This window comes from uncultured Comamonas sp. (assembly GCF_964277875.1).
Lineage (GTDB): Bacteria > Pseudomonadota > Gammaproteobacteria > Burkholderiales > Burkholderiaceae_C > Comamonas > Comamonas sediminis.
Genome location: NZ_CAXYJV010000043.1, coordinates 49,449 through 74,999, shown reverse-complemented (window position 1 = coordinate 74,999; position 25,551 = coordinate 49,449). Strand labels below are relative to the sequence as shown.

The 25,551-nt window shown below is 64.6% G+C and carries 26 protein-coding genes; 19 read left to right on the top strand and 7 right to left on the bottom strand.

Annotated elements, in window-relative coordinates; all coding sequences use genetic code 11:
- Positions 1–7: 7 nt before the first annotated feature.
- Positions 8–1,234, bottom strand: coding sequence for a mechanosensitive ion channel family protein (locus ACHWUQ_RS17490; RefSeq protein ID WP_373450923.1), 1,227 nt, complete (start codon positions 1,232–1,234; stop codon positions 8–10).
- A gap of 294 nt (positions 1,235–1,528) precedes the next feature.
- Here ACHWUQ_RS17490 and leuS point away from each other — a divergent pair, with 294 nt between their 5' ends.
- From leuS to ACHWUQ_RS17445, 9 genes are all read left to right on the top strand, one after another.
- Positions 1,529–4,228, top strand: coding sequence for a leucine--tRNA ligase (leuS, locus tag ACHWUQ_RS17485; RefSeq protein WP_394681898.1), 2,700 nt, complete (start codon positions 1,529–1,531; stop codon positions 4,226–4,228).
- 5 nt (positions 4,229–4,233) lie between these two features.
- Positions 4,234–4,746 (top strand): LPS assembly lipoprotein LptE, encoded by a 513-nt coding sequence (gene lptE, locus ACHWUQ_RS17480; protein WP_239810391.1) that lies wholly within the window; start codon positions 4,234–4,236, stop codon positions 4,744–4,746.
- 40 nt (positions 4,747–4,786) lie between these two features.
- Positions 4,787–5,839: a DNA polymerase III subunit delta gene (gene holA, locus ACHWUQ_RS17475; protein ID WP_239810390.1), complete on the top strand. Its 1,053-nt coding sequence runs from the start codon at positions 4,787–4,789 to the stop codon at positions 5,837–5,839.
- Between the two features lie 163 nt (positions 5,840–6,002).
- Positions 6,003–6,695: a MetQ/NlpA family ABC transporter substrate-binding protein gene (locus tag ACHWUQ_RS17470; protein WP_394681897.1), complete on the top strand. Its 693-nt coding sequence runs from the start codon at positions 6,003–6,005 to the stop codon at positions 6,693–6,695.
- Positions 6,587–6,820, top strand: coding sequence for a MetQ/NlpA family ABC transporter substrate-binding protein (locus ACHWUQ_RS17465; RefSeq protein WP_394681896.1), 234 nt, complete (start codon positions 6,587–6,589; stop codon positions 6,818–6,820). The genes ACHWUQ_RS17470 and ACHWUQ_RS17465 overlap by 109 nt, the downstream gene beginning before the upstream one ends.
- A 2-nt stretch (positions 6,821–6,822) precedes the next feature.
- On the top strand, positions 6,823–7,887 hold the full coding sequence (locus ACHWUQ_RS17460) for an ATP-binding cassette domain-containing protein (protein WP_312531131.1): 1,065 nt from the start codon (positions 6,823–6,825) through the stop codon (positions 7,885–7,887).
- The gene (locus tag ACHWUQ_RS17455) at positions 7,871–8,524 is read left to right on the top strand and encodes a methionine ABC transporter permease (protein ID WP_133858244.1); all 654 of its coding nucleotides are present in this window, start codon (positions 7,871–7,873) and stop codon (positions 8,522–8,524) included. Before ACHWUQ_RS17460 ends, ACHWUQ_RS17455 begins: the two co-directional genes overlap by 17 nt.
- A gap of 16 nt (positions 8,525–8,540) precedes the next feature.
- Complete coding sequence (locus ACHWUQ_RS17450; RefSeq protein ID WP_133858245.1) at positions 8,541–9,059, top strand: OsmC family protein; 519 nt, start codon at positions 8,541–8,543, stop codon at positions 9,057–9,059.
- Positions 9,060–9,070: 11 nt separating this feature from the next.
- Positions 9,071–9,466 (top strand): VOC family protein, encoded by a 396-nt coding sequence (locus tag ACHWUQ_RS17445; protein ID WP_394681909.1) that lies wholly within the window; start codon positions 9,071–9,073, stop codon positions 9,464–9,466.
- On the opposite strand, the gene ACHWUQ_RS17440 is transcribed toward ACHWUQ_RS17445, so the two are convergent.
- From ACHWUQ_RS17440 to ACHWUQ_RS17420, 5 genes are read right to left on the bottom strand one after another with little or no spacing between them, the layout of a single operon-like run.
- The gene (locus ACHWUQ_RS17440; protein ID WP_394681895.1) at positions 9,463–10,080 is read right to left on the bottom strand and encodes a hypothetical protein; all 618 of its coding nucleotides are present in this window, start codon (positions 10,078–10,080) and stop codon (positions 9,463–9,465) included. The genes ACHWUQ_RS17445 and ACHWUQ_RS17440 overlap by 4 nt on opposite strands.
- The gene (locus ACHWUQ_RS17435) at positions 10,080–10,598 is read right to left on the bottom strand and encodes a carboxymuconolactone decarboxylase family protein (RefSeq protein ID WP_394681894.1); all 519 of its coding nucleotides are present in this window, start codon (positions 10,596–10,598) and stop codon (positions 10,080–10,082) included. Before ACHWUQ_RS17435 ends, ACHWUQ_RS17440 begins: the two co-directional genes overlap by 1 nt.
- 15 nt (positions 10,599–10,613) lie before the next feature.
- Positions 10,614–11,600 (bottom strand): Bug family tripartite tricarboxylate transporter substrate binding protein, encoded by a 987-nt coding sequence (locus tag ACHWUQ_RS17430; RefSeq protein WP_394681893.1) that lies wholly within the window; start codon positions 11,598–11,600, stop codon positions 10,614–10,616.
- 25 nt (positions 11,601–11,625) lie between these two features.
- Positions 11,626–12,459, bottom strand: coding sequence for an SDR family NAD(P)-dependent oxidoreductase (locus tag ACHWUQ_RS17425; protein WP_394681892.1), 834 nt, complete (start codon positions 12,457–12,459; stop codon positions 11,626–11,628).
- A gap of 21 nt (positions 12,460–12,480) precedes the next feature.
- The gene (locus tag ACHWUQ_RS17420; RefSeq protein WP_394681891.1) at positions 12,481–13,368 is read right to left on the bottom strand and encodes an amidohydrolase family protein; all 888 of its coding nucleotides are present in this window, start codon (positions 13,366–13,368) and stop codon (positions 12,481–12,483) included.
- A gap of 93 nt (positions 13,369–13,461) precedes the next feature.
- On the opposite strand from ACHWUQ_RS17420, the gene ACHWUQ_RS17415 reads away from it, so the two are divergent.
- The 3 genes from ACHWUQ_RS17415 to ACHWUQ_RS17405 all read left to right on the top strand — a co-directional run bounded on the left by ACHWUQ_RS17415 (position 13,462) and on the right by ACHWUQ_RS17405 (position 17,871).
- Entirely contained in the window at positions 13,462–14,349 is an 888-nt protein-coding gene (locus ACHWUQ_RS17415; protein ID WP_239810384.1) for a LysR family transcriptional regulator, read from the top strand.
- 264 nt (positions 14,350–14,613) lie between these two features.
- Positions 14,614–17,052 (top strand): membrane-bound PQQ-dependent dehydrogenase, glucose/quinate/shikimate family, encoded by a 2,439-nt coding sequence (locus tag ACHWUQ_RS17410; RefSeq protein WP_394681890.1) that lies wholly within the window; start codon positions 14,614–14,616, stop codon positions 17,050–17,052.
- A 135-nt stretch (positions 17,053–17,187) separates the two neighbouring features.
- The gene (locus tag ACHWUQ_RS17405; protein WP_394681889.1) at positions 17,188–17,871 is read left to right on the top strand and encodes a TetR family transcriptional regulator; all 684 of its coding nucleotides are present in this window, start codon (positions 17,188–17,190) and stop codon (positions 17,869–17,871) included.
- Between the two features lie 85 nt (positions 17,872–17,956).
- Here the strand turns inward: ACHWUQ_RS17405 and ACHWUQ_RS17400 are convergent, their stop codons facing one another.
- Positions 17,957–19,327, bottom strand: coding sequence for a hypothetical protein (locus ACHWUQ_RS17400; RefSeq protein ID WP_394681888.1), 1,371 nt, complete (start codon positions 19,325–19,327; stop codon positions 17,957–17,959).
- 150 nt (positions 19,328–19,477) lie between these two features.
- Here ACHWUQ_RS17400 and ACHWUQ_RS17395 point away from each other — a divergent pair, with 150 nt between their 5' ends.
- The 7 genes from ACHWUQ_RS17395 (at position 19,478) to ACHWUQ_RS17365 (ending at position 25,547) form a co-directional block, all read left to right on the top strand.
- Complete coding sequence (locus tag ACHWUQ_RS17395) at positions 19,478–20,395, top strand: LysR family transcriptional regulator (protein ID WP_394681887.1); 918 nt, start codon at positions 19,478–19,480, stop codon at positions 20,393–20,395.
- A gap of 4 nt (positions 20,396–20,399) precedes the next feature.
- On the top strand, positions 20,400–21,404 hold the full coding sequence (locus ACHWUQ_RS17390) for a tripartite tricarboxylate transporter substrate binding protein (protein WP_394681886.1): 1,005 nt from the start codon (positions 20,400–20,402) through the stop codon (positions 21,402–21,404).
- Positions 21,405–21,729: 325 nt separating this feature from the next.
- Positions 21,730–22,455 (top strand): OmpW family protein, encoded by a 726-nt coding sequence (locus ACHWUQ_RS17385; protein ID WP_239810377.1) that lies wholly within the window; start codon positions 21,730–21,732, stop codon positions 22,453–22,455.
- A gap of 237 nt (positions 22,456–22,692) precedes the next feature.
- The gene (locus ACHWUQ_RS17380; protein WP_394681885.1) at positions 22,693–23,277 is read left to right on the top strand and encodes a DJ-1/PfpI family protein; all 585 of its coding nucleotides are present in this window, start codon (positions 22,693–22,695) and stop codon (positions 23,275–23,277) included.
- A 69-nt stretch (positions 23,278–23,346) separates the two neighbouring features.
- Positions 23,347–23,784, top strand: coding sequence for a hypothetical protein (locus ACHWUQ_RS17375; protein ID WP_394681884.1), 438 nt, complete (start codon positions 23,347–23,349; stop codon positions 23,782–23,784).
- Positions 23,785–23,893: 109 nt separating this feature from the next.
- Complete coding sequence (locus ACHWUQ_RS17370) at positions 23,894–24,688, top strand: MetQ/NlpA family ABC transporter substrate-binding protein (RefSeq protein ID WP_394681883.1); 795 nt, start codon at positions 23,894–23,896, stop codon at positions 24,686–24,688.
- A 79-nt stretch (positions 24,689–24,767) separates the two neighbouring features.
- Complete coding sequence (locus ACHWUQ_RS17365) at positions 24,768–25,547, top strand: enoyl-CoA hydratase-related protein (RefSeq protein ID WP_394681882.1); 780 nt, start codon at positions 24,768–24,770, stop codon at positions 25,545–25,547.
- Positions 25,548–25,551 lie beyond the last annotated feature (4 nt).

Here is a 25,551-nt window from a genome sequence, read left to right as displayed (position 1 = left end):
GACAGGCTCAGCGCTGCAGGGCCTGCACTTCGTGCTGGCGCAGCGCCACCTGCATGTCATTGCCCGAGGGCACCTGGAACACGCGCAGGCCGAACTCCGGCAGGATGGCGATCAGGTGGTCAAAGATATCGCCCTGGATGGCCTCGTATTCCAGCCAGGCGGTGGTGTCGGTAAAGGCGTATATCTCCAGCGGCGAGCCCTGGTTGGTCGGCTCCATCGCGCGGGCCATCAAGGTCATGTCCTTGCGCAGTTTGGGGTGGGCCTGCAGGTAGGCATTGCAGTAGGCGCGGTAGGTGCCGATATTGGTGAGCTGGCGCAGGTTGACGATCTCGTCGGCCATGTCCGGGGCCTTGGCGGAAAAATCCTGGTTGTACGCGGTGATCTCGGCGACCTTGCTTTCCAGGTAAGGGCGCAGCAGCGCGATATGGCTCAGCTCGGCGATTTCGGCACGGGTCAGAAAGCGCACCGAGGTGGTGTCGATGCACAGGGGCCGCTTGATGCGGCGGCCGCCCGATTCCGACATGCCGCGCCAGTTCTTGAAACTGTCGCTCATCAAACGCCAGGTGGGGATGGTCGTGATCGTGTTGTCCCAGTTGCGCACCTTGACGGTGTTGAGCGCCATGTCCACCACGGCGCCATCGGCGCCGACCTGGTTCATCTCCAGCCAGTCGCCCACGCGCAGGATGTCATTGCTGGCCAATTGCACACCGGCGGTGAACGACAGGATCGTGTCCTTGAACACCAGCATCAGCACCGCCGACATGGCGCCCAGGCCGCTGAGCAGAATCAGCGGCGAGCGGTCGATCAATGTGGCCACCATCACGATGCCCGCGACCACCATCACCAGCATCTTGCCCAGCTGCACATAGCTTTTGACCGAGCGTGTGCTTTGTTCGGCCTCCAGCTGGCTCTCATTGGCCTCCTGGATGCTGTCCATGATCGCGCAGAGCAGGCGCGCCACCTGCAGCGCCGTCACGGCAATGGCCACATTGCGGATCACCGTGCTGGCAATGACCGGCAGGTGCGGCACGGCGGCAATCCCCGTCTGAACGACCAGCGAGGGCACGATTTGCGCCACGCGCACGAGGATGCGGTTGTCGAGCAAGGTACGCAGCCAGACCGCGCCCAGGCTGGCGCGAAAGCGCGGCACGATCTGCAGCAGGGCCAGGCGCACCACCAGGCGCAGCGCATAGGCCAGCAACACCAAGGCCGCCAGTCCGGCGGCCGTTTGCATCCAGGGTTCAAATTTTTCCAGGGTTTCCCAGGTCACGAGGCAAGGTCCTTTCAAAGAGGGGGAGGATAAATCGGGTGGAAATGGGGGATGCAGCCGGCACGGCCAAGGGCGCGCCGCCATCACAGAACTGGCTATCGATAAAGAGATAGCCATTTATTTTTACATGCACTGGATAACCGCACCCGAGCGTGCGGCACTCGCCATCCACGGGCTATGGCGATGGGCCTACAATCTTTGCCCAATTGACCTCGCCCCGGAAAGCCCGTGGGCGGCCGCTTTTTCCTGACCAGTTCCATGCAAGAAAAATACAACCACTCCGACGTAGAAGCCGCCGCGCAAAGCCAGTGGCAAGCCCAAGATGCCTACCGCGTGTCCGAGGACGCGGGCAAGAAAAAGTTCTACGCCTGCTCGATGCTGCCCTACCCCAGCGGCAAGCTGCACATGGGCCATGTGCGCAACTACACGATCAACGACATGCTGACGCGCCAGCTGCGCATGCAGGGCTACAACGTGCTGATGCCGATGGGCTGGGATGCCTTCGGCCTGCCCGCAGAGAACGCCGCGATCAAGAACAGCGTGCCGCCTGCGCAGTGGACCTACGACAACATCGCCTACATGAAAAAGCAGATGCAGGCGATGGGTCTGGCGATCGACTGGAGCCGCGAGGTCGCCACCTGCGACCCCGACTACTACAAGTGGAACCAGTGGCTGTTCCTGAAGATGCTGGAAAAGGGCATCGCCTACCGCAAGACCCAGACCGTGAACTGGGACCCGGTGGACCAGACCGTGCTGGCCAATGAGCAGGTGATCGACGGCCGTGGCTGGCGCACCGGCGCGCTGGTGGAAAAGCGCGAGATCCCGGGCTACTACCTGGCCATCACCCAGTACGCGCAAGAGCTGCTGGACCATGTGCAGATGGGCAACGACAAGGCAACCTTGACCGGCTGGCCCGACAAGGTGCGCCTGATGCAGGAAAACTGGATCGGCAAGAGCGCCGGCGTGCGCTTTGCGTTCACGCATGACGTGAAGAACGCCGACGGCAGCTTGATCGGCGACGGCAAGATGTATGTCTTCACGACGCGTGCCGACACCATCATGGGCGTGACCTTCTGCGCCGTGGCGCCTGAGCACCCGCTGGCCATGCATGCCGCTGCCTCCAACCCCGAGCTGGCCGCCTTCATCGAAGAATGCAAGAAGGGCGGCACCACCGAGGCCGAACTCGCCGTCAAGGAAAAGGAAGGCAAGCCCACGGGGCTGTTCGTCACCCATCCGATCACCGGCGCGCAGGTCGAGGTCTGGATCGGCAACTACGTGCTGATGAGCTATGGCGACGGCGCCGTGATGGGCGTGCCCGCCCACGACGAGCGCGACTTTGCGTTTGCCAACAAATACGGCCTGCCGATCCGCCAGGTGGTCGCCGTGCAAGGCGAAGGCCCCTACGACCAGCAGCAGTGGCATGACTGGTATGGCGACAAGGAGCGCGGCGTCCTCATCGAATCCGGCGCCTTTGATGGCCTGCACTACAAGGAAGGCGTGCAAGCGGTGGCCAAGGCGCTCGAAGCCAAGGGCCTGGGCGAACTCAAGACTACCTGGCGCCTGCGCGACTGGGGCGTGAGCCGCCAGCGCTACTGGGGCACGCCGATCCCGATCATCCACTGCGAAGACTGCGGTGCCCAACCGGTGCCTGAGAAGGACCTGCCAGTCGTGCTGCCGCAAGACCTGGTGCCCGATGGCTCCGGCAACCCGCTGATCAAGAGCGAAGCCTTCCACGCCGGCGTGGTCTGCCCTTGCTGCGGCAAGCCGGCCCGCCGCGAGACCGACACGATGGACACCTTCGTGGACTCGTCCTGGTACTTCATGCGCTATTGCGATGCCAAGAACAGCGAGAAGATGGTGGCCGACGGCGCCGACTACTGGATGCCGATGGACCAGTACATCGGCGGCATCGAGCATGCGATCCTGCACTTGCTGTACGCCCGCTTCTGGACCAAGGTCATGCGTGACCTCGGCCTGGTCAAGGTCGACGAGCCCTTCACCAAGCTGCTGACCCAGGGCATGGTGCTCAACCACATCTACAGCCGCCGCACCGCCAAGGGCGGCAAGGAATACTTCTGGCCCAAGGATGTGGAGCAGGTGTTTGACGAGACCGGCAAGGTCGTGGGCGCCAAGCTCAAGGTGGCCGTGGACAGCGCCGATGGCCTGCTGCCCGAAGGCACCGCGATCGACTACGAGGGCGTGGGCACCATGTCCAAGTCCAAGAACAACGGTGTCGATCCGCAGGACCTGATCGAGAAGTACGGCGCCGACACCGCGCGCCTCTACACGATGTTCACCGCGCCACCCGAGCTGACCCTGGAGTGGAACGAGTCGGCCGTCGAAGGCAGCTACCGCTTCCTGCGCCGTGTCTACAACTTCGGCAGCAAGCTGCATGCGGCTGAGTTTGATGCTGCCCGCGCCCAGGCGGCCAGCGCTGCCGGCGCCGCCTTTGGCAAGGAAGCCAAGGCGCTGCGCCTGGAGATCCACACCGTGCTCAAGCAGGTGGCCTATGACTACAGCCGCATGCAGTACAACACCGTGGTGTCGGGCGCGATGAAGATGATCAACGCGCTGGAAGACTTCAAGGCCGTGGACAGCGAAGGCGGCCGTGCTGCGCTGGTCGAAGGCTTTGGCATTTTGCTGCGTGCGCTCTACCCGGCCACCCCTCACCTGACGCAGGTGCTGTGGGATGCGCTGGGCTACCAGCAGGCCTTCGGGGGCCTGCTGGATGCCGCCTGGCCCGAGGTCGATGCCCAGGCGCTGGTGCAGGACGAAATCGAGCTGATGCTGCAGGTCAACGGCAAGCTGCGCGGCTCGATCATCGTGGCCGCCGGTGCCGACAAGGCCACGATTGAAGCCGCTGCTCTGGCCAATGAAGACTTCCAGAAAATCGCCAATGGTGCGGTGCCCAAGAAAGTCATCATCGTGCCGGGCCGCTTGGTGAACGTGGTAGTCTAAGCGCCATGCAAAAACGCACGCTGCTTACTGCCCTGGCAAGCGTGCCGCTGCTGGCGGCATGCGGCTTCAAACTGCGCGGATCGGTGGATTTCGCCTTCAAATCGCTGTATTTGAACGGCAGCGCCAATTCGGCCTTCCTCAAAGAACTGCAACGCCACCTGGAGGCTGCCGGCAGCCTGCAGGTGCTGCGCGATCCGACCCAGGCCACGCAGGCCGAGGCCATCTTCGATGACCTGGGCCAGCGCCGCGAGCGCGTCGTCGTCTCGCGCAATGCGGCCGGCGAGGTACGCGAGCTGCAGATCCGCCTGATCACGCGCTTTCGCGTGCGTGATGCCAAGGGCGGGCTCTATGTGCCCGATTCCGAGCTGATGCAGTACCGCGAAATCAGCTACCTGGAAACCTACGCGCTGTCCAAGGCCAACGAAGAGGAAATGCTCTACCGCAACATGCAGACCGACATCGTTCAGCAGATCGTGCGCCGCCTGGCCATCGTCAAGTCCGTCACCCCTACCGAATGACAAGCGCTGCGGCCCCGCAGCCCGGGAAGCGCCACCAAGCATGCAAGTGCCGTTGAATCAGTTGAGTGCCCAGCTGGGCAAGGGGCTGCGGTCTCTGTACACCGTGCATGGCGACGAGCCCCTGCTGGTGCAAGAGGCCGTGGATGCCATCCGCGCCAGCGCGCGCGCCAACGGCTATACCGAGCGCAGCAGTTTTACCGTCGCCGGTGCCCATTTCGACTGGAGCGCGGTGCTGGCAGCCGGTGGCAGCCTGAGCCTGTTTGCCGACAAGCAGATCATCGAGGTGCGCATCCCCAGCGGCAAGCCCGGCAAGGAAGGCAGCACGGCGCTGCAGCAGCTGGTAAGCAGCAGCGTGGACAACGACAGCACCCTGACCATCGTGGTGCTGCCGCGCCTGGACAAGGCCACCAGGACCGGCGCCTGGTTTGCCGCGCTGGAGTCGCATGGTGTCACCGTGCAGATCGACAGCATCGAGCGGGCCGCACTGCCTGCCTGGATCGCCCAGCGCCTGCAGCAGCAAAAGCAGCATGTCAAAGCCGGTGAAGAAGGCCAGCGCACCCTGGCCTTTTTTGCCGACCGGGTCGAGGGCAACCTGCTCGCCGCCCACCAGGAAATTCAAAAGCTCGGCCTGCTCTACCCGGCAGGCGAGCTCGGCTTTGAACAGGTCGAGCAGGCGGTGCTGAATGTTGCCCGCTACGACGTGTTCAAGCTCTCGGATGCCGTGCTGTCGGGCCAGGTGCTGCGCACCGAGCGCATGCTCAACGGCCTGCAGGCCGAAGGTGAGGCCGAGGTGCTGGTGCACTGGGCGCTGGCCGAAGACATCCGCGCGATGAAACGGGTCAAGGACGCGCTGCGCAATGGCCGGCCCATGCCGATGGCCCTGCGCGAGAACCGCGTCTGGGGCAACAAGGAACGCCATTTCGAGCGCGTGCTGCCCCGCATCAGCGATGCCACCGTCGCCCGCCTGCTGCACTCGGCCCATGCGGTCGATGGCATCGTCAAGGGGCTGAAGGTGCCCGAGTGGCCGGCCAATGGCTGGCAGGCACTGCACCGTCTGGCCTTGCAAACCTGCAAGGCCTGCAGCAGCCGCTGAGAACGGCTCTCAACCACCGCTGGTGCTTATTCCCTTGATCGATAGGGAATGCAGGTTCCTGATGACCGCCGCATGACACCGCTGCGCCAAGCCTGGCGCATGCTGCACTGCAGCAAACGATGGCGTACACTGCGGGCTGTTTTTGTAAAACAGGTTTCATGTCATGAACAAGCGCGCGTTTCTCCACAGCAGCCTGGCCGTCCTGGCCGCCACCTCCTCCGCCTTTGTCTGGGCTGCGGATGCCAGTGCGCCCAAGGTCATCAAGGTGGGCATTCGCGGTGGTGTGGCAGAAGACCTGTGGACCGAAGTCGCCAAGGTCGCCAAGACCAAGGGCCTGAACCTGGAGCTGGTGGTGATGAGCGCCTCGGTCAGCCCCAATGAGGCGCTGAACAATGGCGACCTGCAGGCCAACGCCTTCCAGCATCTGCCCTTTCTTGAAGAACAGGTGCGCCAACGCGGCTACAAGATCAGCGCCGTGGGCACGACGATGATGTCGCCGCTGGCCTTCTATTCGCGCAAGCACAAGCGCCTGGAAGACCTGCCCCAGGGCGCGCACATCGGCATCACCGATGACGCCAGCAACCAGGCGCGGGCGCTGATCGTGCTGCGCGACCATGGCCTCATCCGCCTGCGCGATGGCTTTGACCCCTTCAGCCCCAAGGCCGGCCCGGCCGACATCATCGACAACCCGCGCAAGCTGCGCTTTACCGAGGCGCTGCCGTGGTGCTGGCGCGCTCGCTGCAGGACATGGATGCGGCGGCCATCACCAGCAACTTCGCCTTCCAGGCCGGTCTGCGCCCCTTCATCGATGGCATTGCGGTCGAGAAGAGCGAAGGCAATCCTTATGCGGCCCTGATCGCCGTGCGCAGCCAGGACAAGGATGCGCCCTGGGTGAAGCAGCTGGTCGCCTCGTTCCAGAACGACACGATCCGCCAGCTCATCAACACCAAGTTCAAAGACATGTACGCACCGGCCTTCTGAGCATGGCCGCGCACATTGTTTTTGAGCAGGTCGGCAAGAGCTATGACGGCGCCGACGGCAAGCCCGGCGCCATGCAGGCGCTGGCCGATATCAGCTTCGAGATCCGCCGGGGCGAGATCTTCGGCATCATCGGCCGCAGCGGCGCGGGCAAGTCGACCTTGCTGCGCACCATCAATGCGCTCGAGGTGCCCAGCCAGGGCCGCGTGCAGGTGCAGGGCATTGATCCGGCCCGCCTGCCCGAGGACGACCTGGTGCAGCTGCGCCGCAAGATCGGCATGATCTTCCAGCACTTCAACCTGCTGTCGTCCAAGACCGTCTGGGAGAACGTGGCGCTGCCGCTGCGCGTGGCCGGCGCCAGCGCCCGCCAGATGCAGGAGCGCGTGGGCAAGCTGCTCGATTTGGTCGGCCTGTCCAACAAGGCCCAGGCCTACCCGGCGCAACTGTCGGGTGGGCAAAAGCAGCGCGTGGGCATTGCCCGGGCGCTGGTGCATTCGCCCGAGGTACTGCTCTGCGACGAGGCCACCTCGGCACTGGACCCGGAGACCACGCAATCGATTCTGGACCTGCTGCGCGACATCAACCGCCAGCTCGGCCTGACAGTGGTGCTGATCACCCATGACATGGCCGTCATCCGCGCCATCTGCGACCGCGTGCTGGTGCTGGACCATGGCCGCATGCAGGAGCTGGGCGAGGTCTGGTCGGTGTTTGGCGCGCCGCAAAGCGCGGCCTCGCAGGCCATGCTGCATTCGCTCAAACAAGGCCTGCCCCATGAGATCGCCCAGCAGCTGCAGCCCACACCCGATGCCAGCCACAACCAGGCGCTGATCGGCCTGCGCTTTCATGGCCTGCCACCCGGCCAGGGCCTGCCGCTGGCCGCACTGCAGGCGCTGGATTCGCTCTGCGGCGGCGCCCAGCTGATCCATGGCGGCCTGGACCATCTGCAAGGCCACAGCGTGGGCCAGCTGATCGTGCGCCTGCCGGCCAGCCCCTTGCCGGCTGTGGAGACCCTGCGCCAGGCCGCAGGTGCCGATACCCTGGAGATTCTTGGCTATGTCCAGCCCCATTGATAAATACCTGCAGGCCCTGGGCCAGACCCTGCTGATGGTCGGCGTGTCCTCGGTCATCGCCATCAGCTGCGGCCTGCTGCTGGCCATTGTGCTGACCGTCACCGGCCCCAAGGGCCTGTATGCGCGCCCGCTTTTCTACAAGGGCCTGTCGGTGCTGGTGAACATCTTCCGCGCCATCCCCTTCATCATCCTGCTGGTTGCGCTGCTGCCGGTCACCCGCGCGCTGGTGGGCACCACCTTGGGCACCTGGGCGGCCGTGGTGCCGCTGTCGGCCAACCTGATCCCCTTCTTCGCCCGCATCGCCCAGGTCAGCCTCAACGATGTGGACCATGGCCTGATCGAGGCCGCGCGCGCCATGGGTTGCAAGCGCTGGCACATCGTGCGCCATGTGCTGCTGCCCGAGGCCCTGCCCGGCATCATCGGCGGCATGACGGTCTGCGTGATCGCCATCGTCAACGCCTCGGCCATGGCCGGCGCCGTGGGCGCGGGCGGCCTGGGGGATCTGGCCATCCGCTATGGCTATGAACGCTATGAAACACGGGTGATGTTTGAAGTCATCGTCATCCTCGTCGCCCTGGTCTCGGTGCTGCAATTTGCGGGCGAATGGCTCGCACGCCGCGCCAACCACAAACACTGAATCTGAAGGAGTTGCCATGAGCCTCAACGAATTTCTGGTCCACAAGCGCAAGGCGGTTCTGGCCCGCGACCAGCGCATCACCGATGGCGAAGTGGGCCCCAGCCCGCTGCATGCCAAGGTGACGGCCGAGGGCCGCACCGGCCTGCGCCGCATGCGCATCCGCGACCACCAGATCATCAGCGACAGCGCCAACGGCTTTGCCGGCTACGACCTGGGCCCCAGCTCGCCCGAGCTGCAACTGGGCGTGCTGGGCACCTGCATGGTGCACATCTTCGAGATCCAGGCCGCCGCCATGCAGGTGCCGCTCGATAGCGTCGAGGTCGATGTCTGGGGCAGCATGGATGCGCGCGCCGGCACCCCCGGCTTTGAATCCCTGCCGCGTGGCTTGCAGGGCATCCGCTATGAAGTGCGCCTGGGCTCGCCCGCCAGCGATCTGCAGATCGATGCACTGTACGCATCGGTGGAAAGCACCTGCCCTATCCTGAGCCTGCTGCGCAATCCGCAGGAGGTGCATGGCCAGTTGGTGCGCGTATGACGATGCCCGCACTGCAGTTCGGTTACACCATCGTCTATGTGCCCGATGTTGCCGCGTCGCTGGCCTTTTTCTCGCAGGCCTTTGGCCTGGCCACCCGTTTTCTGCACCCCTCGGGCAGCTACGGCGAGCTGGAGACGGGCGCGACCACCTTGGCCTTTGCCGACCATGCGCTGGGCCACGCCAACTTCAGCGGTGGCCATGTAGCAGCCTCGGAATCGGCCCAGCCACTGGGTGTGGAGATCGCCCTGGTCAGCGACGATGTGGCTGCGGCCTACGAGCGCGCACTGGCCGCCGGTGCAACCGCTTTGGCAGCACCGACCACCAAGCCCTGGGGCCAGGTGGTGGCCTATGTGCGCTGCCCGGATGGCAGCCTGGTGGAGTTGTGCTCGCCAGTGGCGGCCGCCTAAGGCAGCGCCTGCGTATCAAACATCGTGCGCCGTGTATTCGTGAAATGCGGCCGCACCCGCGCGCTCCAATCTGTACCCCGCACCGCCAGCCAGGCCGGGCAGCCCATCACCTCCGCATCGACCAGGTCATAGCAGGCCAGCGACAGCGGGCCATGGTCCAGGTTCAGGTAGCGAAAGGCCTGGGCGGTGCCCGCCACGCTGGCCAGACCGGGCAGATGCTCCTGGTCATACCAGGCAAACAGCTCGTCCTGCCAGCCGCTCTCGGGGTCCATTTCGACGGCATAGTGCACGGGTGTGGCCTCGCCCAGGGCGGGGCCGGTGCAGTGCATCACCAGTTGCAGGCGCGATAGCTCGCAGGCCGCCAGGCCAGCGATGCCCGCATTCTGCAAACGGCGCTCGGCCTGCACTGTTTGATCAGCGCTCAGCGGCTGCGGGCTGCCGAGTGCAAAGTACAGATAGGCAACGCCTTGCGGCTGCTGGGCCACACGTAGCAAACGCAGATCGGCCAAGTCCTGGCGCAGCAGCGCCAGGGCGGTCTGCGCCAGCGTGGTGGCGGTTTCATGCGCCGCTGGCGTGCAGCGCAGCAGCAGGCTGTCGATGGCGGGTGCGGACATCAGTGGCCAATCTCAAAGGCGTTCAAGAAGCGCGACACCATGTTGTAGGCGCCGATGGTGGCAAACAGCTCCACCTGCTCCTGCGCGCTGAAGCGCGCAGCCACCTGGGCAAACAGCGGCTCGGGCACCTGCAGATCGCGGGTCAGCGCATCGGTCACCGCAATGGCCAGTTGCTGCAGGCCATCCCAGGCCGGGCTGGCAGCGGTACCGGTGTCGCGCGTCGCATCGATGGCGGCGTGCGTCATGCCGGCCTTGAGCGCATGCGGCACATGGGCATCGAACTCGTAGGCGGCCTGGTTGAGCATGGCTACCCGCAGGATGATCAGCTCGCGCAGCCCGGCATCGATGCTGCTGTAGTTGCGTACCGCAGAGAGCATCTGCTCCCAGCCCTTGGCAATGGCGGGGCTGTGCAGCAGCACCTGGTAGAGCGGCGAGATGCGGCCACGCTCGGCCTGGATCTGTTGCTCCAGCTCCGCCAGCGCACTGCGGGTGCCCGGCTCAATCGCTTCTATGCGCATGTCGGTCTTTCCATCTCAATCGGGGGTGATGCGGTTGCGGCGGATGATGGCCGTCCACTTCTCGGTGTCGGTCGCCAGCTGCTGGGCCAGCGCTTCGGGGCTGGAGCCCACCACCTCGGCACCGGAGGCCTCGATCTTGCGCTGCACATCGGGCGCATGCAAGGCCGCATGGATGGCGCGGCTCAGGCTGGCCGCTACCTGGGGGCTGGTGCCCTTGGGCGCAAACACCGCATACCAGTTGTTCGAATCCACACCCTTGTAGCCCAGCTCGTCGAAGGTGGGCACATTCGGATAGCGGGCGCTGCGCTTGGCAGCAGCAATGCCCACGGGCCGGAACTTGCCGCTGTCGATGGCGCCCACCAGGCCGGGAATATCACCAAAAAAGCCATCGACATGGCCGGCCATCAGATCGGTGATGGCGGGGGCCGCGCCCTTGTAGGGCACATGCATCAGGTTCAGGCCGGCCGATTCATTGAGCTGGATGGCCGCCAGATGCGGCACGCTGCCGGTGCCCGAGGACGCCATCGTCATCGGCTTGTCCTTGCGCTGGCTGGCGGCCTGCACAAAGTCCTTGCCGTCCTTGAAGCTGGTCTGCGCGTTGACCACCATGATCTCCACGTTGTTGACCACCAGCGAGACGGGCACCAGATCGCTGGCGGGCTTGTAGTTGAGCTTGGGGTAGAGCGCAGGGTTGATGGCCACCGCACCCACGCTGGTGAGCCACAGGGTCTTGCCGTCGGGTGCGGAGCGGATCACGCTGTCCGCGGCGATCGCGCCGTTGGCGCCGGGCTTGTTTTCCACAATCACCGGGTGGCCCAGTTCCTTGGCCAGCTGCTGCGACATGCTGCGCGCAATGAAGTCCACCGGGCCGCCTGGCGGAAAGGCCACCAAGAGGCGTGTCATATCGCTTTGCGCCATCGCGCTGCTGGCGCAGCCCAGCGCGGTGCCCAGCAAGGCGGCGTGCAGCCACTGGCGGGCCGAGGGAAAGGCTTGGAATCGCATGGTTGTCTCCTTGATCAGTCTTGCTTTATCCGCAGCGCACGGTCATACCGCCGTCCACCACAATCTCGGTGCCCGTCACAAAGCGCGATTCGTCACAGGCCAGAAACAGCGCCGCATTGGCGGTGTCGCGGCCATCACCCATGAAGGGCAGCGGAATGCGCGCCTGGCGCTGGGCCAGCAACGCCTCGACATCGCCCCCCGCGCGCTGGCCGGCCAAGCGGGTCTCGACCATGGGCGTGTGCAACTGGCCGGGCACGACGGTGTTCACGCGGATGCGGTGCGGCGCGTACTGCACGGCCAGCACCTTGGAAAACTGGATCACCGCCGCCTTGCTCGATGCATAGGCGATCTGCGCTGCACCGGTCCAGCGCATGCCCGAGGTCGACGAGATATTGACGATGCTGCCCGCGCTCTGCGCCTGCATCAGCGGCAGCACCGCCTTGCAGCACAGAAACACGCTCTTGAGGTTGTAGTCCAGCTGGGCATCCCAGACCGCTTCGTCCATCTCCACCGGCCCGCCCTTGGCCGAGCCGCCCACGTTGTTGACCAGCACATCAATGCGTCCAAGCGCCGCCTGGCAGGCCTGCACCGATGCGGCGATCGACGCCGGGTCCATCACATCGCAATGGCCCGCGACAAACTGGCCACCGGCACTGCGGATGCTGTCTTCGGTCTCGCGCAGCGCCTCGGCATTGCGGTCCACGCCAAACACCAGCGCGCCTTCCTGCGCAAAGCGGATCGCGGTGGCGCGGCCATTGCCCCAGCCGGCGCCTGCGGCCCCGGCACCGGTGATGTAGACCACCTTGCCAGCCAGCCGGCCTTGCGGGTTGACGGGGGTGTTGGCATCAAAAATCGGCATGCTTTATTCCTCGTGCACGTTTCAGGCGGCAAAGCGGTACAGGCGCTGGGGGTTGTCCACCAGCAAGGCCTGCAGATGCGCGGGGTTGGCGCTGAACTGCGCCAGCGCATCAACCAGCATGCCGTCATCGGGCACATGGGTGTGGTTGGGGTGCGGCCAGTCACTGCCCCAGAGCACGCGGTCGGGCACATGGGCCACCAGCTCCTGCGCCCGCGCAATGCCGTGCTGGTAAGGCGGTGTCGCATCGATACGGTCGATACCGCTGACCTTGACGTAAAACAGCGGCTGCTCCAGAAGCCGCAGCAGTGCCTGGAAATCGGCCCCTTCGCGGCCCAGCGTGGCATCGACGCGGCCCATGTGGTCGATCACCACCGGGCAGGCCGATTGCTGCAGCACAGGGCCCAGGCTGTGGATCAGCGCGCTTTCAAAATGGATCTGCAGATGCATGCCCAGGTCGGCCAGCATCGGCGTCAAGGCCACCACGTCCTCGACCGAGGCGCCGGTGTCCAGGTGCTTCATGAAGTTGAAGCGGATCGCCCGAAAGCCGGCCACCGCCAGGCGCTGCAGCTCGGCACGCGTAACCGACAGCGGCACCAGCGCCACACCCAGGTAGCGGCCGCCGCCGTGGGCAATCGCATCCTCGACCACGCGGTTGTCATAGCCATGGCAGGCCGATTGCACGATCACGCAGCGGCCGATGCCCAGATGGCGGTGCAGCGCGAACAAGGTGTCCTTGCCGGCATCGGCAGGGGTGAAACTGCGTTGCGCTGCATAGGGAAAGGCATGCACCGGTCCAAACACATGCACATGGCTGTCGCAGCTGCCGGCGGGCAGCACCAGGCTGGGCTTGGAGGGCGCCAGCATATAGGTCTGTATGGGCTGCTGGAGATCGGAGGTCGGAGCGTTCATGCAAGGCCATCAAAGAGTCGTCTTGGGCGCATTGTGAAACTGCCGCATTTTTGATCACCTATAAAATCCAAATATCAGATATAGAGGTGATGCATGGATTTTGTGCGCTTGCAGTACTTCATGGCGGTCGCCCAGGCCCAAAGCTACAGCAAGGCCGCTGCGGCGCTGAACCTGAGCCAGCCGACCTTGAGCCGCCAGGTGCAGCTGCTGGAGGCCGAGCTGGGCCAGCCGCTGCTCGAGCGCCATGGCCGGGGCGTGCGGCTGACCGAATCGGGCAAGGCCATGCTGGCCCATGGGCGCAGCATCAGCGCGGCCGTGGATGCCGCCAAGGCCGACATGGCCGACCGCCTGCAAAGCCCGCGCGGCAAGGTACGGCTGGGTTTGCCGCCGCTGGTGGCCAGCCTGATCACGCCCGATGTGGTGCAGCAGTTTTTGCAGGCCTGCCCCGATGCCTCGATCATTGTCGAAGAGAGCCTGAGCATTCGCCTGCGCGAATGGCTGCTGGCCGACCGCCTCGATGTGGCCGTGCTGTTTGACCCCAGCCCCACGCCGCAGCTGTTGACCGAGCCGCTGACGCGCGAACCGCTGGTGCTGATCAGCACCCGGCCGTTGCCCGAGCGGGTCAAGGTCGCGCAGCTGGTGGATTACCCGCTGGTGCTGCCCAGCCGCCCGCAGGCGCTGCGCATGATTTTTGACGACGCGGTGGAGGACCAGCAGCTGCCGCTGCGCATCGTGGCCGAGGTCGATTCCATCAAGATGGTGCTGTCCCTGGTCGCGCGCAATGTGGGCTGCTCGGTCGTGCCCGCCAGCGCTGTGAAGACCTGGCCAGGCAGCGCCCCGGTGTTCACCGCCCAGGTCAGCCATCCGGTGATCCGCAACCGCATCGTGCTGGCCACACCGGCAGCGCGGCCGCACAACCGCCTGGTCAAGGCCGTGCACGGGATTCTGAAGCCACTGATGAAGCAGCACTTCAGCGCCTGAACACCTCGCCGTTTCAGCGCCCTTCTTGCTGCCATCTGCGCCCGCCCGGGGTGGCTCAGCAGCTATTGATTTCAGAAATTTTTGAAATGTCCGGTACACACCAGGCAGCGATGGACTTTATTTCTCACCACAATGGACATTTTTTCTCACACAAGACAAGGTCTGTAGCAGCGACTGCTCAGGGCCCTCTGCACAGCGCCTATTCCTGGCCTTGTGCAGAGGGCCCCTGCGCCTGCCAGGCCCAAGACAGATTCGAGGATCGATATGACACAACAAGCGCGTGAACCGTCACTGGCCGTGCGCCTGCTGCTCGGCGTGCTGGGCGCAGTGCTGGCCATGGCCGGCCTGGCCTTCCTGGTCGGCGGCGGCAAACTCATCAGCCTGGGTGGCAGCTGGTACTTTTTGCTGGCGGGCCTGGGCCTGCTGCTGTCGGGCGTGCAGGTGCTGCGCGGCCGCCGCTCGGGCGGCTGGCTGTACCTGGCTACCTTTGCCGCCACGGTGCTCTGGGCGCTGGCCGAGGTGGGCCTGGACTACTGGAGCCTGGTCTCGCGCCTGCTGGCGATGACCTTTGGCGCAGCCGTGGTCAGCGCCTGCCTGCCGCTGCTGCAAGCGGGCACTCCGCGTGCGCGCAGCAACAAGGGCCCGTTGGCTTTGGCAGGCGTGCTGCTGCTGGTGGGCCTGGTCAGCTTTGCCTCCATGTTCCAGATCCATCCTGAGGTGCAGAACCAGGCCGCGATCAGCCGCAAGCCGGTGGATGCCGCCAGCGCGCAAAAGGACTGGAGCCACTACGGCAATGGCACGAACAACGACCGCTTTGCGGCGCTGGACCAGATCAATGTGGACAACGTCAACCAGCTGCAAGTGGCCTGGACCTTCCACACCGGCGATGTGCCCCAATCCACCGGCGCCGGTGCCGAAGACCAGACCACGCCGCTGCAAGTGGGTGACAAGGTCTTTGTCTGCACGCCTAGCAACAACGTGATTGCGCTGGATGCCGATACCGGCAAGCAGCTGTGGCGCCACGACACCAACTCGCATGTCGGCGGTGTCTGGGAACGCTGCCGGGGCCTGGCCTACTTTGATGCCGATGCACCGCTGCCAGTGCCGCAGGTGGCGGGCTCGTCGCCCGTGCAGCCCGTTGCGCTGCCCGCTGGCGACCAGTGCCAGCGCCGCATTGTGATGAACACCATCGATGCGCGCCTGTTTGCCATCAATGCCGACAACGGCGAGCTCTGCGCCGGCTTTGGCAACCAGGGCATTGTCGATCTGAAGCAAGGCCTGGGCACCATCGCCAACCCCGCTTACTACACCCTCACATCGGCCCCCACCGTGGCCGGTACCACCATCGTGATCGGCGGCCGCGTGGCCGACAACGTCCAGGTCGATATGCCCGGCGGCGTGATCCGTGGTTTTGATGTGATGACTGGCGCGCTGCGCTGGGCCTTTGATGCGGGCTCCAACACGCCCAACGAGGTGCTGGCCCCTGGTGCCACCTACACGCGCTCGTCCGCCAATGTGTGGGCCGGCACCACCTACGACCCCAGCTCCAACACCGTCTACCTGCCCATGGGCTCGCCCTCGGTCGATCTGTACGGCGTGCCCCGCTCCGCAGCCGATCTGAAGTATGGCGCCTCCATCCTGGCGCTGGACGCCACCAACGGCCATGAGAAATGGGTCTACCAGACCGTGCACAACGACCTCTGGGACTTTGATATTCCGATGGCCCCGACCCTGATCGACTTCCCCAAAAAGGATGGCAGCAGCACGCCCGCACTGGTGGTGGGCACCAAGGCCGGCCAGATCTTTGTGCTGGACCGCCAAAGCGGCCAGCCGCTGACCCAGGTGGACGATGTGCCCGTCAAGCCCGCAGGCATTGCCGGCGAGAAATATGCCCCCACCCAGCGCGTCTCCGTCGGCATGCCGCAGATTGGCACGCAGACCCTGACCGAAGCCGACATGTGGGGCGCCACGCCGCTGGACCAGCTGATCTGCCGCATCAAGTTCAAATCGATGCGCTATGAAGGCCTGTTCACGGCACCGTCCACCGATGTATCGCTGAGCTTCCCCGGATCGCTGGGCGGCATGAACTGGGGCGGTATCTCGGCCGATCCAAACAACCACCTGATCTTTGTGAACGACATGCGCCTGGGCCTGTGGGTGCAGATGATGCCGCAAAAGCCCAAGGCCACGCTGTCCGATGGCGGCGAGCAGCCGAACACCGGCATGGGCCAGGTGCCGCTGGGCGGCACGCCTTATGCGGTGATCAAGGACCGCTTCATGTCACCGCTGGGCATCCCCTGCCAGAAGCCGCCTTTCGGCACGCTCTCGGCCATCGACATGCAGACCCAGCAGGTGGTCTGGCAAGTGCCGGTGGGCACCGTGCAGGACACCGGCCCGATGGGCATCAAGATGCGCCTGCCTTTGCCCGTCGGCCTGCCCACCTTGGGCGGCAGCCTGTCCACCCAGGGCGGCCTGGTGTTCTTTGCCGGCACGCAGGACTACTACCTGCGCGCCTGGAACACGGCCAACGGCCAGGAGATCTGGAAGAGCCGCCTGCCCGTGGGCAGCCAGGGCGGCCCGATGACCTACCAATCGCCCAAGACCGGCAAGCAGTATGTGCTGATCTCCGCTGGCGGCGCGCGCCAGTCGCCCGACCGTGGCGACTACGTGATCGCCTACGCCTTGCCTGACAAGGCCCGCTAAGCACGCAGGGGCCACCCTGCCCCCGACCCGAAAAGCGCCATGGCCTGCACTGCAAGCCATGGCTTTTTTCTACCCCGGCCTCGGCGGGGAGCGCGCATGTTACGCTTGCCCGCTTGTGTCCACGGAGATCCGGCAGTGAGCAAGCAACAAGGCCAGCAAGAGCCAACCCCTCAAGACCCCCAGGCAGATGAGACCGGCGCATCGGCAGGCATGCGCCAGGCCTTGCTCGATGCCGGCAAGACCGAGTTTGCCAACTATGGCTATGACGGCGCCCGGCTCGAACGCATTGCGGCCAAGGCCGGCTGCGCCAAGCGCATGCTGTACTACTACTTCGGCAACAAGAAGGATGTGTACCTGGCCGTCATCGAGCAAAGCTACACCGACATCCGCGCTTCGGAAGAAAGCCTGAACCTCGACGCACTGGCGCCGCTGGAAGCCCTGCATGCGCTGGCCCAGAAAAGCTTTGACTACCACGCCAACAACCAGGCCTTCACCCGCCTGGTGCTGCAGGAGAACTTCCAGGGCGGCGAAATGCTGGGCCAGGTCTCCAACAACGAATCGCTGCGCCGCGCAGCCCTGACCCCCCTGGAGCGCATCCTGGAACGCGGCGTGGCCCAGGGCCTGTTCAAGCCTGACGTCACTGCCACCGATGTGCACTACCTGATCTCCGCCCTCAGCGGCTTTCGCATCGACCACGCCGCCACCTGGCGCAGCCTGCTGCAGGTGGACCTTCTCGGCGACACCTTGCGCGAGCGGCATCTGCAGTTGCTGCTGGACCAGGTGGATGCACTGGTGTGTGTGCGGGCGGCACCAGGCTGAGGATGAACGCAGAAACACGGCCCAGTGCGCCGTGTTTTACCGCAAGTTTTGCACCGGCCTCAGCGTGGGCCAGCGCCAGCAGTGATCACTGCGGACGCTGACGCGGAGCGACGCGTGTGGACAGCGCCGGTGACGTGTAGCTCGCATCAAAGCTACAGCCCTTGCCGTAGGTCGCCTCCATGCCGATGCAGGCACTGGCGATACCGGAAGGCGTGGGCTTGGTGCCGTTGTTCACCCACTGCAGCAGCGCGTCCATCAGCGCGGGATAGGTGGGATCGCTGATAAAGCTGTGGGTGCCGTTTGTCGTGAAGGTCTGCACCAGACGAGCAGCACTGCCGCCTTCTTGCATCACCTCGCGGAAACGAGAATCGAGCTCCACAAACGCGGTCGGGTCGCTGATCCATTTGGTGGACAGCACCGGCACAGGGATCTTGCCAACCGGGTCGGTGTCGGTGGCGAACTTCTGGTACGCGGCGGGATTGGCCTTGTAGCGCAGCACGCCGGCGTTCAGGGCTGCATCGTCGGCAGAGCCGGAGTAGACCGCGCCTTCATTGCCGAACGGGCTCTCGCCGCCGGTGCGCTTGGCGGAGATATCCTGGAAGTGCATGGTCGCCCAGTTCATGTGCGACTGGATGGCGCTCTCGGGAATCTTGATCACATTGACAATGGTCTGGATCTTGGCCTTCTGCTCGGGTGTGCGCTCGGCAGCGGGCTTGTTGAGCGCCAAGCATTCGTTGACGCGCAGCGCCACATCCGCCTGCTTCATCGTGACATTGGCAGGCAGGCCGAGGTTGAGTGCATAAGGCTGTTCGCTGGGGCGTGGGTGGTTGCCACACAGGTACTGGTAGACCACGCGCAGGTCGAGCCGGAAATCGTAGGAACGTGTGCCCCCACCCAGCACGCCGCTGGTCAGCAAAACGCCATCGTAGGGACGCTCGCCGACAGTATCTAGCGTGAACATCTCCGCGCCCTTGGCTGCCACGCCAGCGCCCCAGGATTGGCCATGCAAGATGGTCTTGCTGGGGATCGCCACATGCTTGCGGAAGATGCCGCGCAGACGTTCCGTGTCTTCGGCGGCAGCGCGCACTTCCACCCCGCCCTGGCGGTAGGAGGAGCCCGCCCACGCGTAGCCTGACTTCACCATGATGGACCAGCGGGTCAGGTCTTCCATGGAGCGGTCCAGATCGGGCGCGGCCAGATCGGGGCCTCCATGCGCATGCATCACCAGGATGCCATTCCACTTTGCCGGCACTGCAATCATGTAGAACGCGCCCTTGGAGTCGCGGCCGGACAGGCATTTCGCGTCGGTGGGCACATCGGCAGGGCAGGTGGCCGTCACCGGCGCTGCCTCGTTGGAGGTGGAAGGCCCTTGCAACACCAGGGAGCCGTCGCCGCAGCCGCTGAGCGCGAGCAGCGCCAGCAGGGGCAGGCCGAGTTTGGGAAGAGGTGATTTCATGGTTTGTCTCCTATCAAGCGTTTTTTATGTGTGCGGCTCCTCGCCTGGCTGGTGGACCAGCGCTTGGGTTTCGAGGGCTTCCCTATTCTTCGTCGGCTTGCGAAATATTTCAAAGATTTCTAAGATATCAACTGCATACTTTTTAAATATATGGAACTGCGTCATCTCCGGTATTTTCTTGCGGTGGCCGAATGCGGCCACATCACGCGTGCCGCAGAGCGCCTGGGCATCCAGCAGCCGCCGTTGTCGCAGCAGATTCTGGCGCTGGAGAACGAGCTGGGCAGCGCGCTGTTTCGTCGCCACCCCAAAGGCGTGGATCTCACCGATCTCGGTCATGCGTTGCGCGCAGAGGCTGAGCAACTGCTTGGCGACTTTCATGCGATGCAGCAGCGCATCGAGGCGTATGCGCGCGGTGAACGGGGCCATCTCCGTGTGGGCTTCACCAGTTCGGCGGCGGCACATGCCTTCACCCCGGAAGTGCTGCGCACCTGCCGCAAGTCGCACCCCGACATCCTGCTGAGCGTCAGCGAGAACAATGCCGCTGAAATCACCGAAGCCGTCGCTGCACAGCGTCTGCATTGCGGCTTCTTGCGCGTGCCGGTGGCACACCCGGAGGGATTGGCGTTCGAGCCGCTGCTCCAGGAAGAAGCGCTGCTGGCCATTCCGGTGGACCACCGGCTGGCACGCAACAGCACCCAGCCCGTGATGCTCGATGAGCTCGATGGCGAAAAACTGGTGCTGGTGCGCAGGCCCGGTGCGCCGGGCCTGTATGCCAATCTGCTGGCACTGTGTGCACAACGCCAGGTTCATGTGGAAGTGGCGGCCGAGGTCGAACGCATGATGACCAATGTGAACCTGGTGGCAGCAGGCGTGGGCCTGTCCATTGTTCCGGCGTCGATCAAAGGATCGCATCGCCATGCCGTGGTGTACCGCTCGCTCGATCCGTCCCTCGATCTTTGGGCGCCGTTGACCTTGGTGTACCGGGCGCATGACTGCGATGGCCCGCTGGGTACGGTGATCGCGTTGGCAAAAAGGCTGGCCAAGCGCCATGCGGCCAAAGCCAGGTGAGCGCATGTCCGGATGGCCTGCGCTGACCCCGGCAAACGCCCCACGATGGTCGCGCAGGGCCGTGCTGCTGAGCGGCTTGATGGGCACATCGCTGGTGACCCCGGCGGCACGGGCCGCTGCCACTGCAGCCCGGACAAGACCGGGCGCTGGTCTCAAGATTCTGGTCGCCTATCCACCCGGCGGTGTCAGCGACCTGGTAGCGCGCGCCTTGGCCAAAGCCATGGCCGATCCGCTCCAGGCACCAGTCGTCGTCGAGAACCGGCCCGGCGCGAGCGGAACCTTGGCGCTGGAACTGCTGCAACGCCGTCCGCCCGATGGCCAAACGCTGGTCTTTACCGCCGCCGCTGCCGTGGGTCTGCTGCGCCACGCGGCTGCGCGGCGTGCCACCGCCTCAGCGGCTGCTGCGCCATTGCCGGTACAGCCCGTGGCCGGTGTCATGCGCACGCCGCTGCTCCTGGTGGGCACCTCCGCGCTGGCCGCAACGGCTTTCGCCGACATGGTCGAAGCGGCGCGCAAGCACCCGGGCATGCTGCGCTGGGCGACGACAGGCGAAGGCACGACCGGGCACACCGTCTTGCAACGCGTGAGTCAGCTTGCGGGCGTGCGCATCACCCATGTGCCGTACAAGGGTGGCGGGCAGCAATTGACCGATGCGCTCGGTGGCCATTTCGAGCTGCTGTCGACCAACGTCGCACCGAGCCAGCTCAGCGCCTTGCGCGACGGGCGCCTCAAGGCCCTGGCGGTCGGCGCACCGCGCCGCCTGCCGGTACTCCCGGAGGTGCCGACCCTCGCGGAGCTGGGTTACCCATCCGCGAATCTGGATTCCCTGTTCGGGCTCTTTGCCCCACCGGGTACCCCCACCCAGGTGCTGCTGCGCCTGCACGCATGGACTGCGCAAGCGCTTCGCTCGCCCTCCATTCGCCAGAGCCTGCTCGATGCCAACAACCAGCCTTACGAGGGCTCTGCGCAGGACTTTGCGCGGCAGGTGGAACACGAAACCGATCGTTGACCCACGCTGCTTTGCCTCAAGTTCCAGGGCCTGGGCACAGGGGGGCGACGCATCCGGATCGGCCGAGTTGCGCACCCGATCCGCATCGAAGATCCCCGCTCCGTTTCCGCAAGCGCATCTGTAAGAAAGGTGTGCTTCTACAACAAACTCCCGCCCTTTCCCATCTGCGTTTTCCCCAGGTCGGCACAAATTAGAACGAGTGTGCTTTTTTTGCTGAAATTCAGCGCTAACCCTGTCGACATTGCCTGCCCAGCTTCCTATGCTCTGTCTTCGAGACAAGCCAGATTGGACGATCGTTCAAACAGCAACCCAAGGAGACAAAGCAATGAAACAAGCCAAGAAATGGATGTGGCTGGCGGCCACCGCCTTGCTCGCAAGCAGCGCTTACGCCCAAAAGGCAGGCGACTGGGTGCTAGGTGCCGGGGCGCTCAATTATTCGCCCCAGGACAAGAGCAAGCCACTGACCTTTGTCGAGCCCTTTGAGCGGCAGATCCCGGGCTCGGGCGCTGACCTCAAGAGCGCCACCACCCTGGGCCTGAACGTGCATTACTTCCTGACCGACAACTGGGCGGTCGAAGGCGTGCTGGGCATTCCACCGCGCCTCAAGCTCAACGGCGCCGGCACCCTGGAGCCCATTGGTGAGCTGGGCAATGCGCGCCTGTATGCACCCTCGCTGCTGGGTAAATACTTCTTCGGCAATGCCGATGACAAGTTCCGCGTCTCGCTGGGTCTGGGTGTCACCTACTCGCAGTTCCGCAGCGTGCGCCTCAGCAGCGGCCTGCAGAACACGCTGGGCAGCGTCATCGGCGCGCCTCCAGGCGTTGCCAAGACCACCGCCAAGATCGACAGCCAGTGGGCACCGGTCTTCAACATCGGCGCCAACTACGCGATTGACAAGAACTGGGGTATCACCTTCTCGGTGTCCTATGTGCCGATGAAGACCGACGCCAAGCTGACGACCACGGTCAACGGCAACAAGGTGGCGGTCTCGCAGACCCGCCTGACCCTGGATCCGATCATTCCGTTCCTGTACGTCACCTACAAGTTCTGATCAACAAGGGTTCTGCAGAGGATCCCAGTGAGGAGAAGCCCGCGGCGCCTGCGCTGCGCCCAACAAGTGGCCTGCATTCGACGAACGCCACAGCATGCGGTGGCTCCAAGCCATCTTTTGCCCCCTGCTCCTGGAGCAGGGTTTTTTTTGCCCGCGCGGGTCACCCTTGGCATCTGCGCCTCCTCGGCCCACAATGGCGCAGGCAGACCCGCCTGAAACCCCTTTTTTGGAGACCTTATGCCGGCCAAGAAAATACTGATGATCTGTGGTGACTACTGCGAGGACTACGAAACCATGGTGCCCTTCCAGACCTTGCTGGCCGTGGGCCACCAGGTGCATGCGGTCTGCCCGGACAAAAAAGCCGGTGACCATATCAAGACGGCGATCCATGACTTTGAAGGCGCGCAGACCTACAGCGAAAAGCCCGGCCACAATTTCACGTTGAACGCGAGCTTTGCTGACATCAAGGCCGAAGACTATGACGCGTTGGTCATCCCCGGCGGCCGTGGCCCCGAGTACCTGCGCAACAACGAGGCGGTGCTGGCCGCCGTGCGCCATTTCTTCACGGCCAACAAGCCGGTCGCCGCCGTCTGCCATGGCGCGCAGCTGCTGGCCGGCGCCAGTGTGCTCAAAGGCCGTACCTGCTCGGCCTACCCCGCCTGCAAGGCCGAGGTGGTGCTGGCCGGCGGCAGCTATGCCGATATTGCGGTGGACCAGGCCTACACCGATGGCAACCTGGTCAGCGCCCCGGCCTGGCCCGCCCACCCGCAGTGGCTCGCTCAGTTTCTTGAGCTGCTGGGCACCCGCATCCAGCACAGCTAAACCGTCCCTGCGGTGGCAAGTGCTGGGCCGCCTGCAAGCCCTTGCCATCGCTGCTACCATCGCAGCCCCATGACCGCAGACAGCTACAGCCACCACCTCGCAACCGGCAATCAGTTCGTTGCCGATGCACAAAAGATTGCCACCACCGATTTTGCTGCCGCCCGCGCGCTGTGGCAGCAGGCGGGCCAGGCCTTTTACCGCGCCCACCAGGCCGACCGCGAGCAGCCCGAAGCCGCCATGCGCCTGGCCCAGGCCTGGATGGCCGAGGCCCATGCGCTGCAGAAGGAAGGCTCGCCCAATGCCACAGTGATGTGGCAAAACGCGGCCGCCCAAAACGAGCTGGCCTTTGACCTGGACCCGCGCAATGCCCGCATCGCAATGGCTGCTGCCAGCTGCCACCACTTTGCCGGCGATGACGAAGCCGCCCAGGCCTGGATGCAGATCGGCCAGCACCTGGCATCGGGCGGCGACCAGGCCCAAGAACCTGCGGATCCAACAGACGACTAAGCCGCTCCATATAGTGAATGGCGTCTTTGGTTATTCGATAATATTATTTTTTAATCTGAACGATCAAACGTAGCATGTGGGCCCGTCTACTTGTCCCTGACTGCCTCCCATGCTCAAGCGCCATTTCACCCTCGCCGCCCTGCTGGCGGTTTCTGCCGCCTTTGCCGCGCCTGCCTTTGCGCAGGACAAGCCCATCAAGCTGGGTGTGACGGCTGGCCCGCATGCGCAGATTGCCGAAGCCGTCAAACAGGCAGCCGCCAAAGAAGGCCTCACGGTCCAGGTGATCGAGTTCAGTGACTTCATCCAGCCCAATGCCGCCCTGGTGGCCGGCGATCTGGATGCCAATGCCTACCAGCACCACCCCTATCTGGACCAGCAGGTCAAGGACCGCGGCTACAAGCTGGTCGCAGCCGCCAACACCGTGGTGCTGCCGATTGCGCTGTACTCCAAGAAAGTGAAATCCCTGGCTGATCTGCCGCAGGGCGCGCAGATCGGTCTGCCCAACGACCCCACCAATGGTGGCCGCGCACTGCTGCTGCTGCAGGAGCATGGCCTGATCAAGCTGCGCGCGTCGGCCGGCATCAAGGCCACGCCGCTGGATGTGGTCGACAACCCCAAGAAGCTGCGCCTGCGCGAGTTGGATGCCGCCCAGCTGGTGCATGCGCTCAATGACCTGGATGCCGCCGTCATCAACACCAGCTATGCGATTGCCGCCAAGCTCAACCCCACCAAGGACGCCATTGCGCGCGAGTCGGCCAAGTCGCCCTACACCAACCTGATTGCCGTGCGCCAGGACGACAAGGACAAGCCCTGGGTGGCACGCCTGGCCAAGGCTTACCATTCGGACGAGGTGCGCCAGTTCATCGACAAGGAGTTCCAGGGCTCCATCGTCCCCGCGTTCTGACAGGGGCTAACACCCGTTCAACGCTAGCGGCGCGCAAACTGGCGCGCCTTTTTCCATCATCCTTTGACAAAGCCAGCCCATGAGTGGACAGATCACCCTTAGCCGAGAAGGCCATGTCGCCACCTTGTTGATCGACAACGTGGCCAAACGCAACGCGATCAGCCACCAGATGTGGATCAGCCTGGCCGAGCAGCTCGATGTACTGGTGGCAGACAGCGATCTGCGCTGCATCGTGCTGCGCGGCGCAGGCACCCAGGCCTTTGGCAGCGGCGCCGATATCGATGAGTTCGAATCGCTGCGCTCGTCCAAGGAAAAAGGCATGGCCTTTGCCGAGCAGGCGCACCGGGCCATGGCCTTGCTGCGCCACTGCCCCATCCCCACCTTAGCCGCCATCCGTGGCGCCTGCGTTGGCGGTGGCCTGGAGCTGGCGGCCTGCTGCGATCTGCGCCTGGCCAGTGACGATGCCCGCTTTGGCATCCCCATCGGTCGCCTGGGCGGTGTGCTGGCCTACCCGGAACTCGAAGCGCTGGTGCATGTCGCGGGCCCGCAGGTGGCGCTGGAGCTGCTGCTCGAAGGCCGCCTGCTCGATGCGCAGGAGGCCTGTGCCAAAGGCCTGGTGACCCGCGTGGTGCCGCTGGCCGACTGGGACGAGGAGCTGGCCCAGACCGTTGCGCGCATCAGCGGCCTGGCGCCGCTGTCGGCGCGCTGGCACAAGAAATTCATCGCCCGGCTGCAAAGCGGTACGCCGTTGACGGATGCCGACCAGCAAGAGGGCTACGCCTGCTTTGACACGCAGGACTTCATCGAAGGCTACCGCGCCTTTTTGGACAAGCGCAAGCCGGTATTCACAGGAAAGTAAGAGC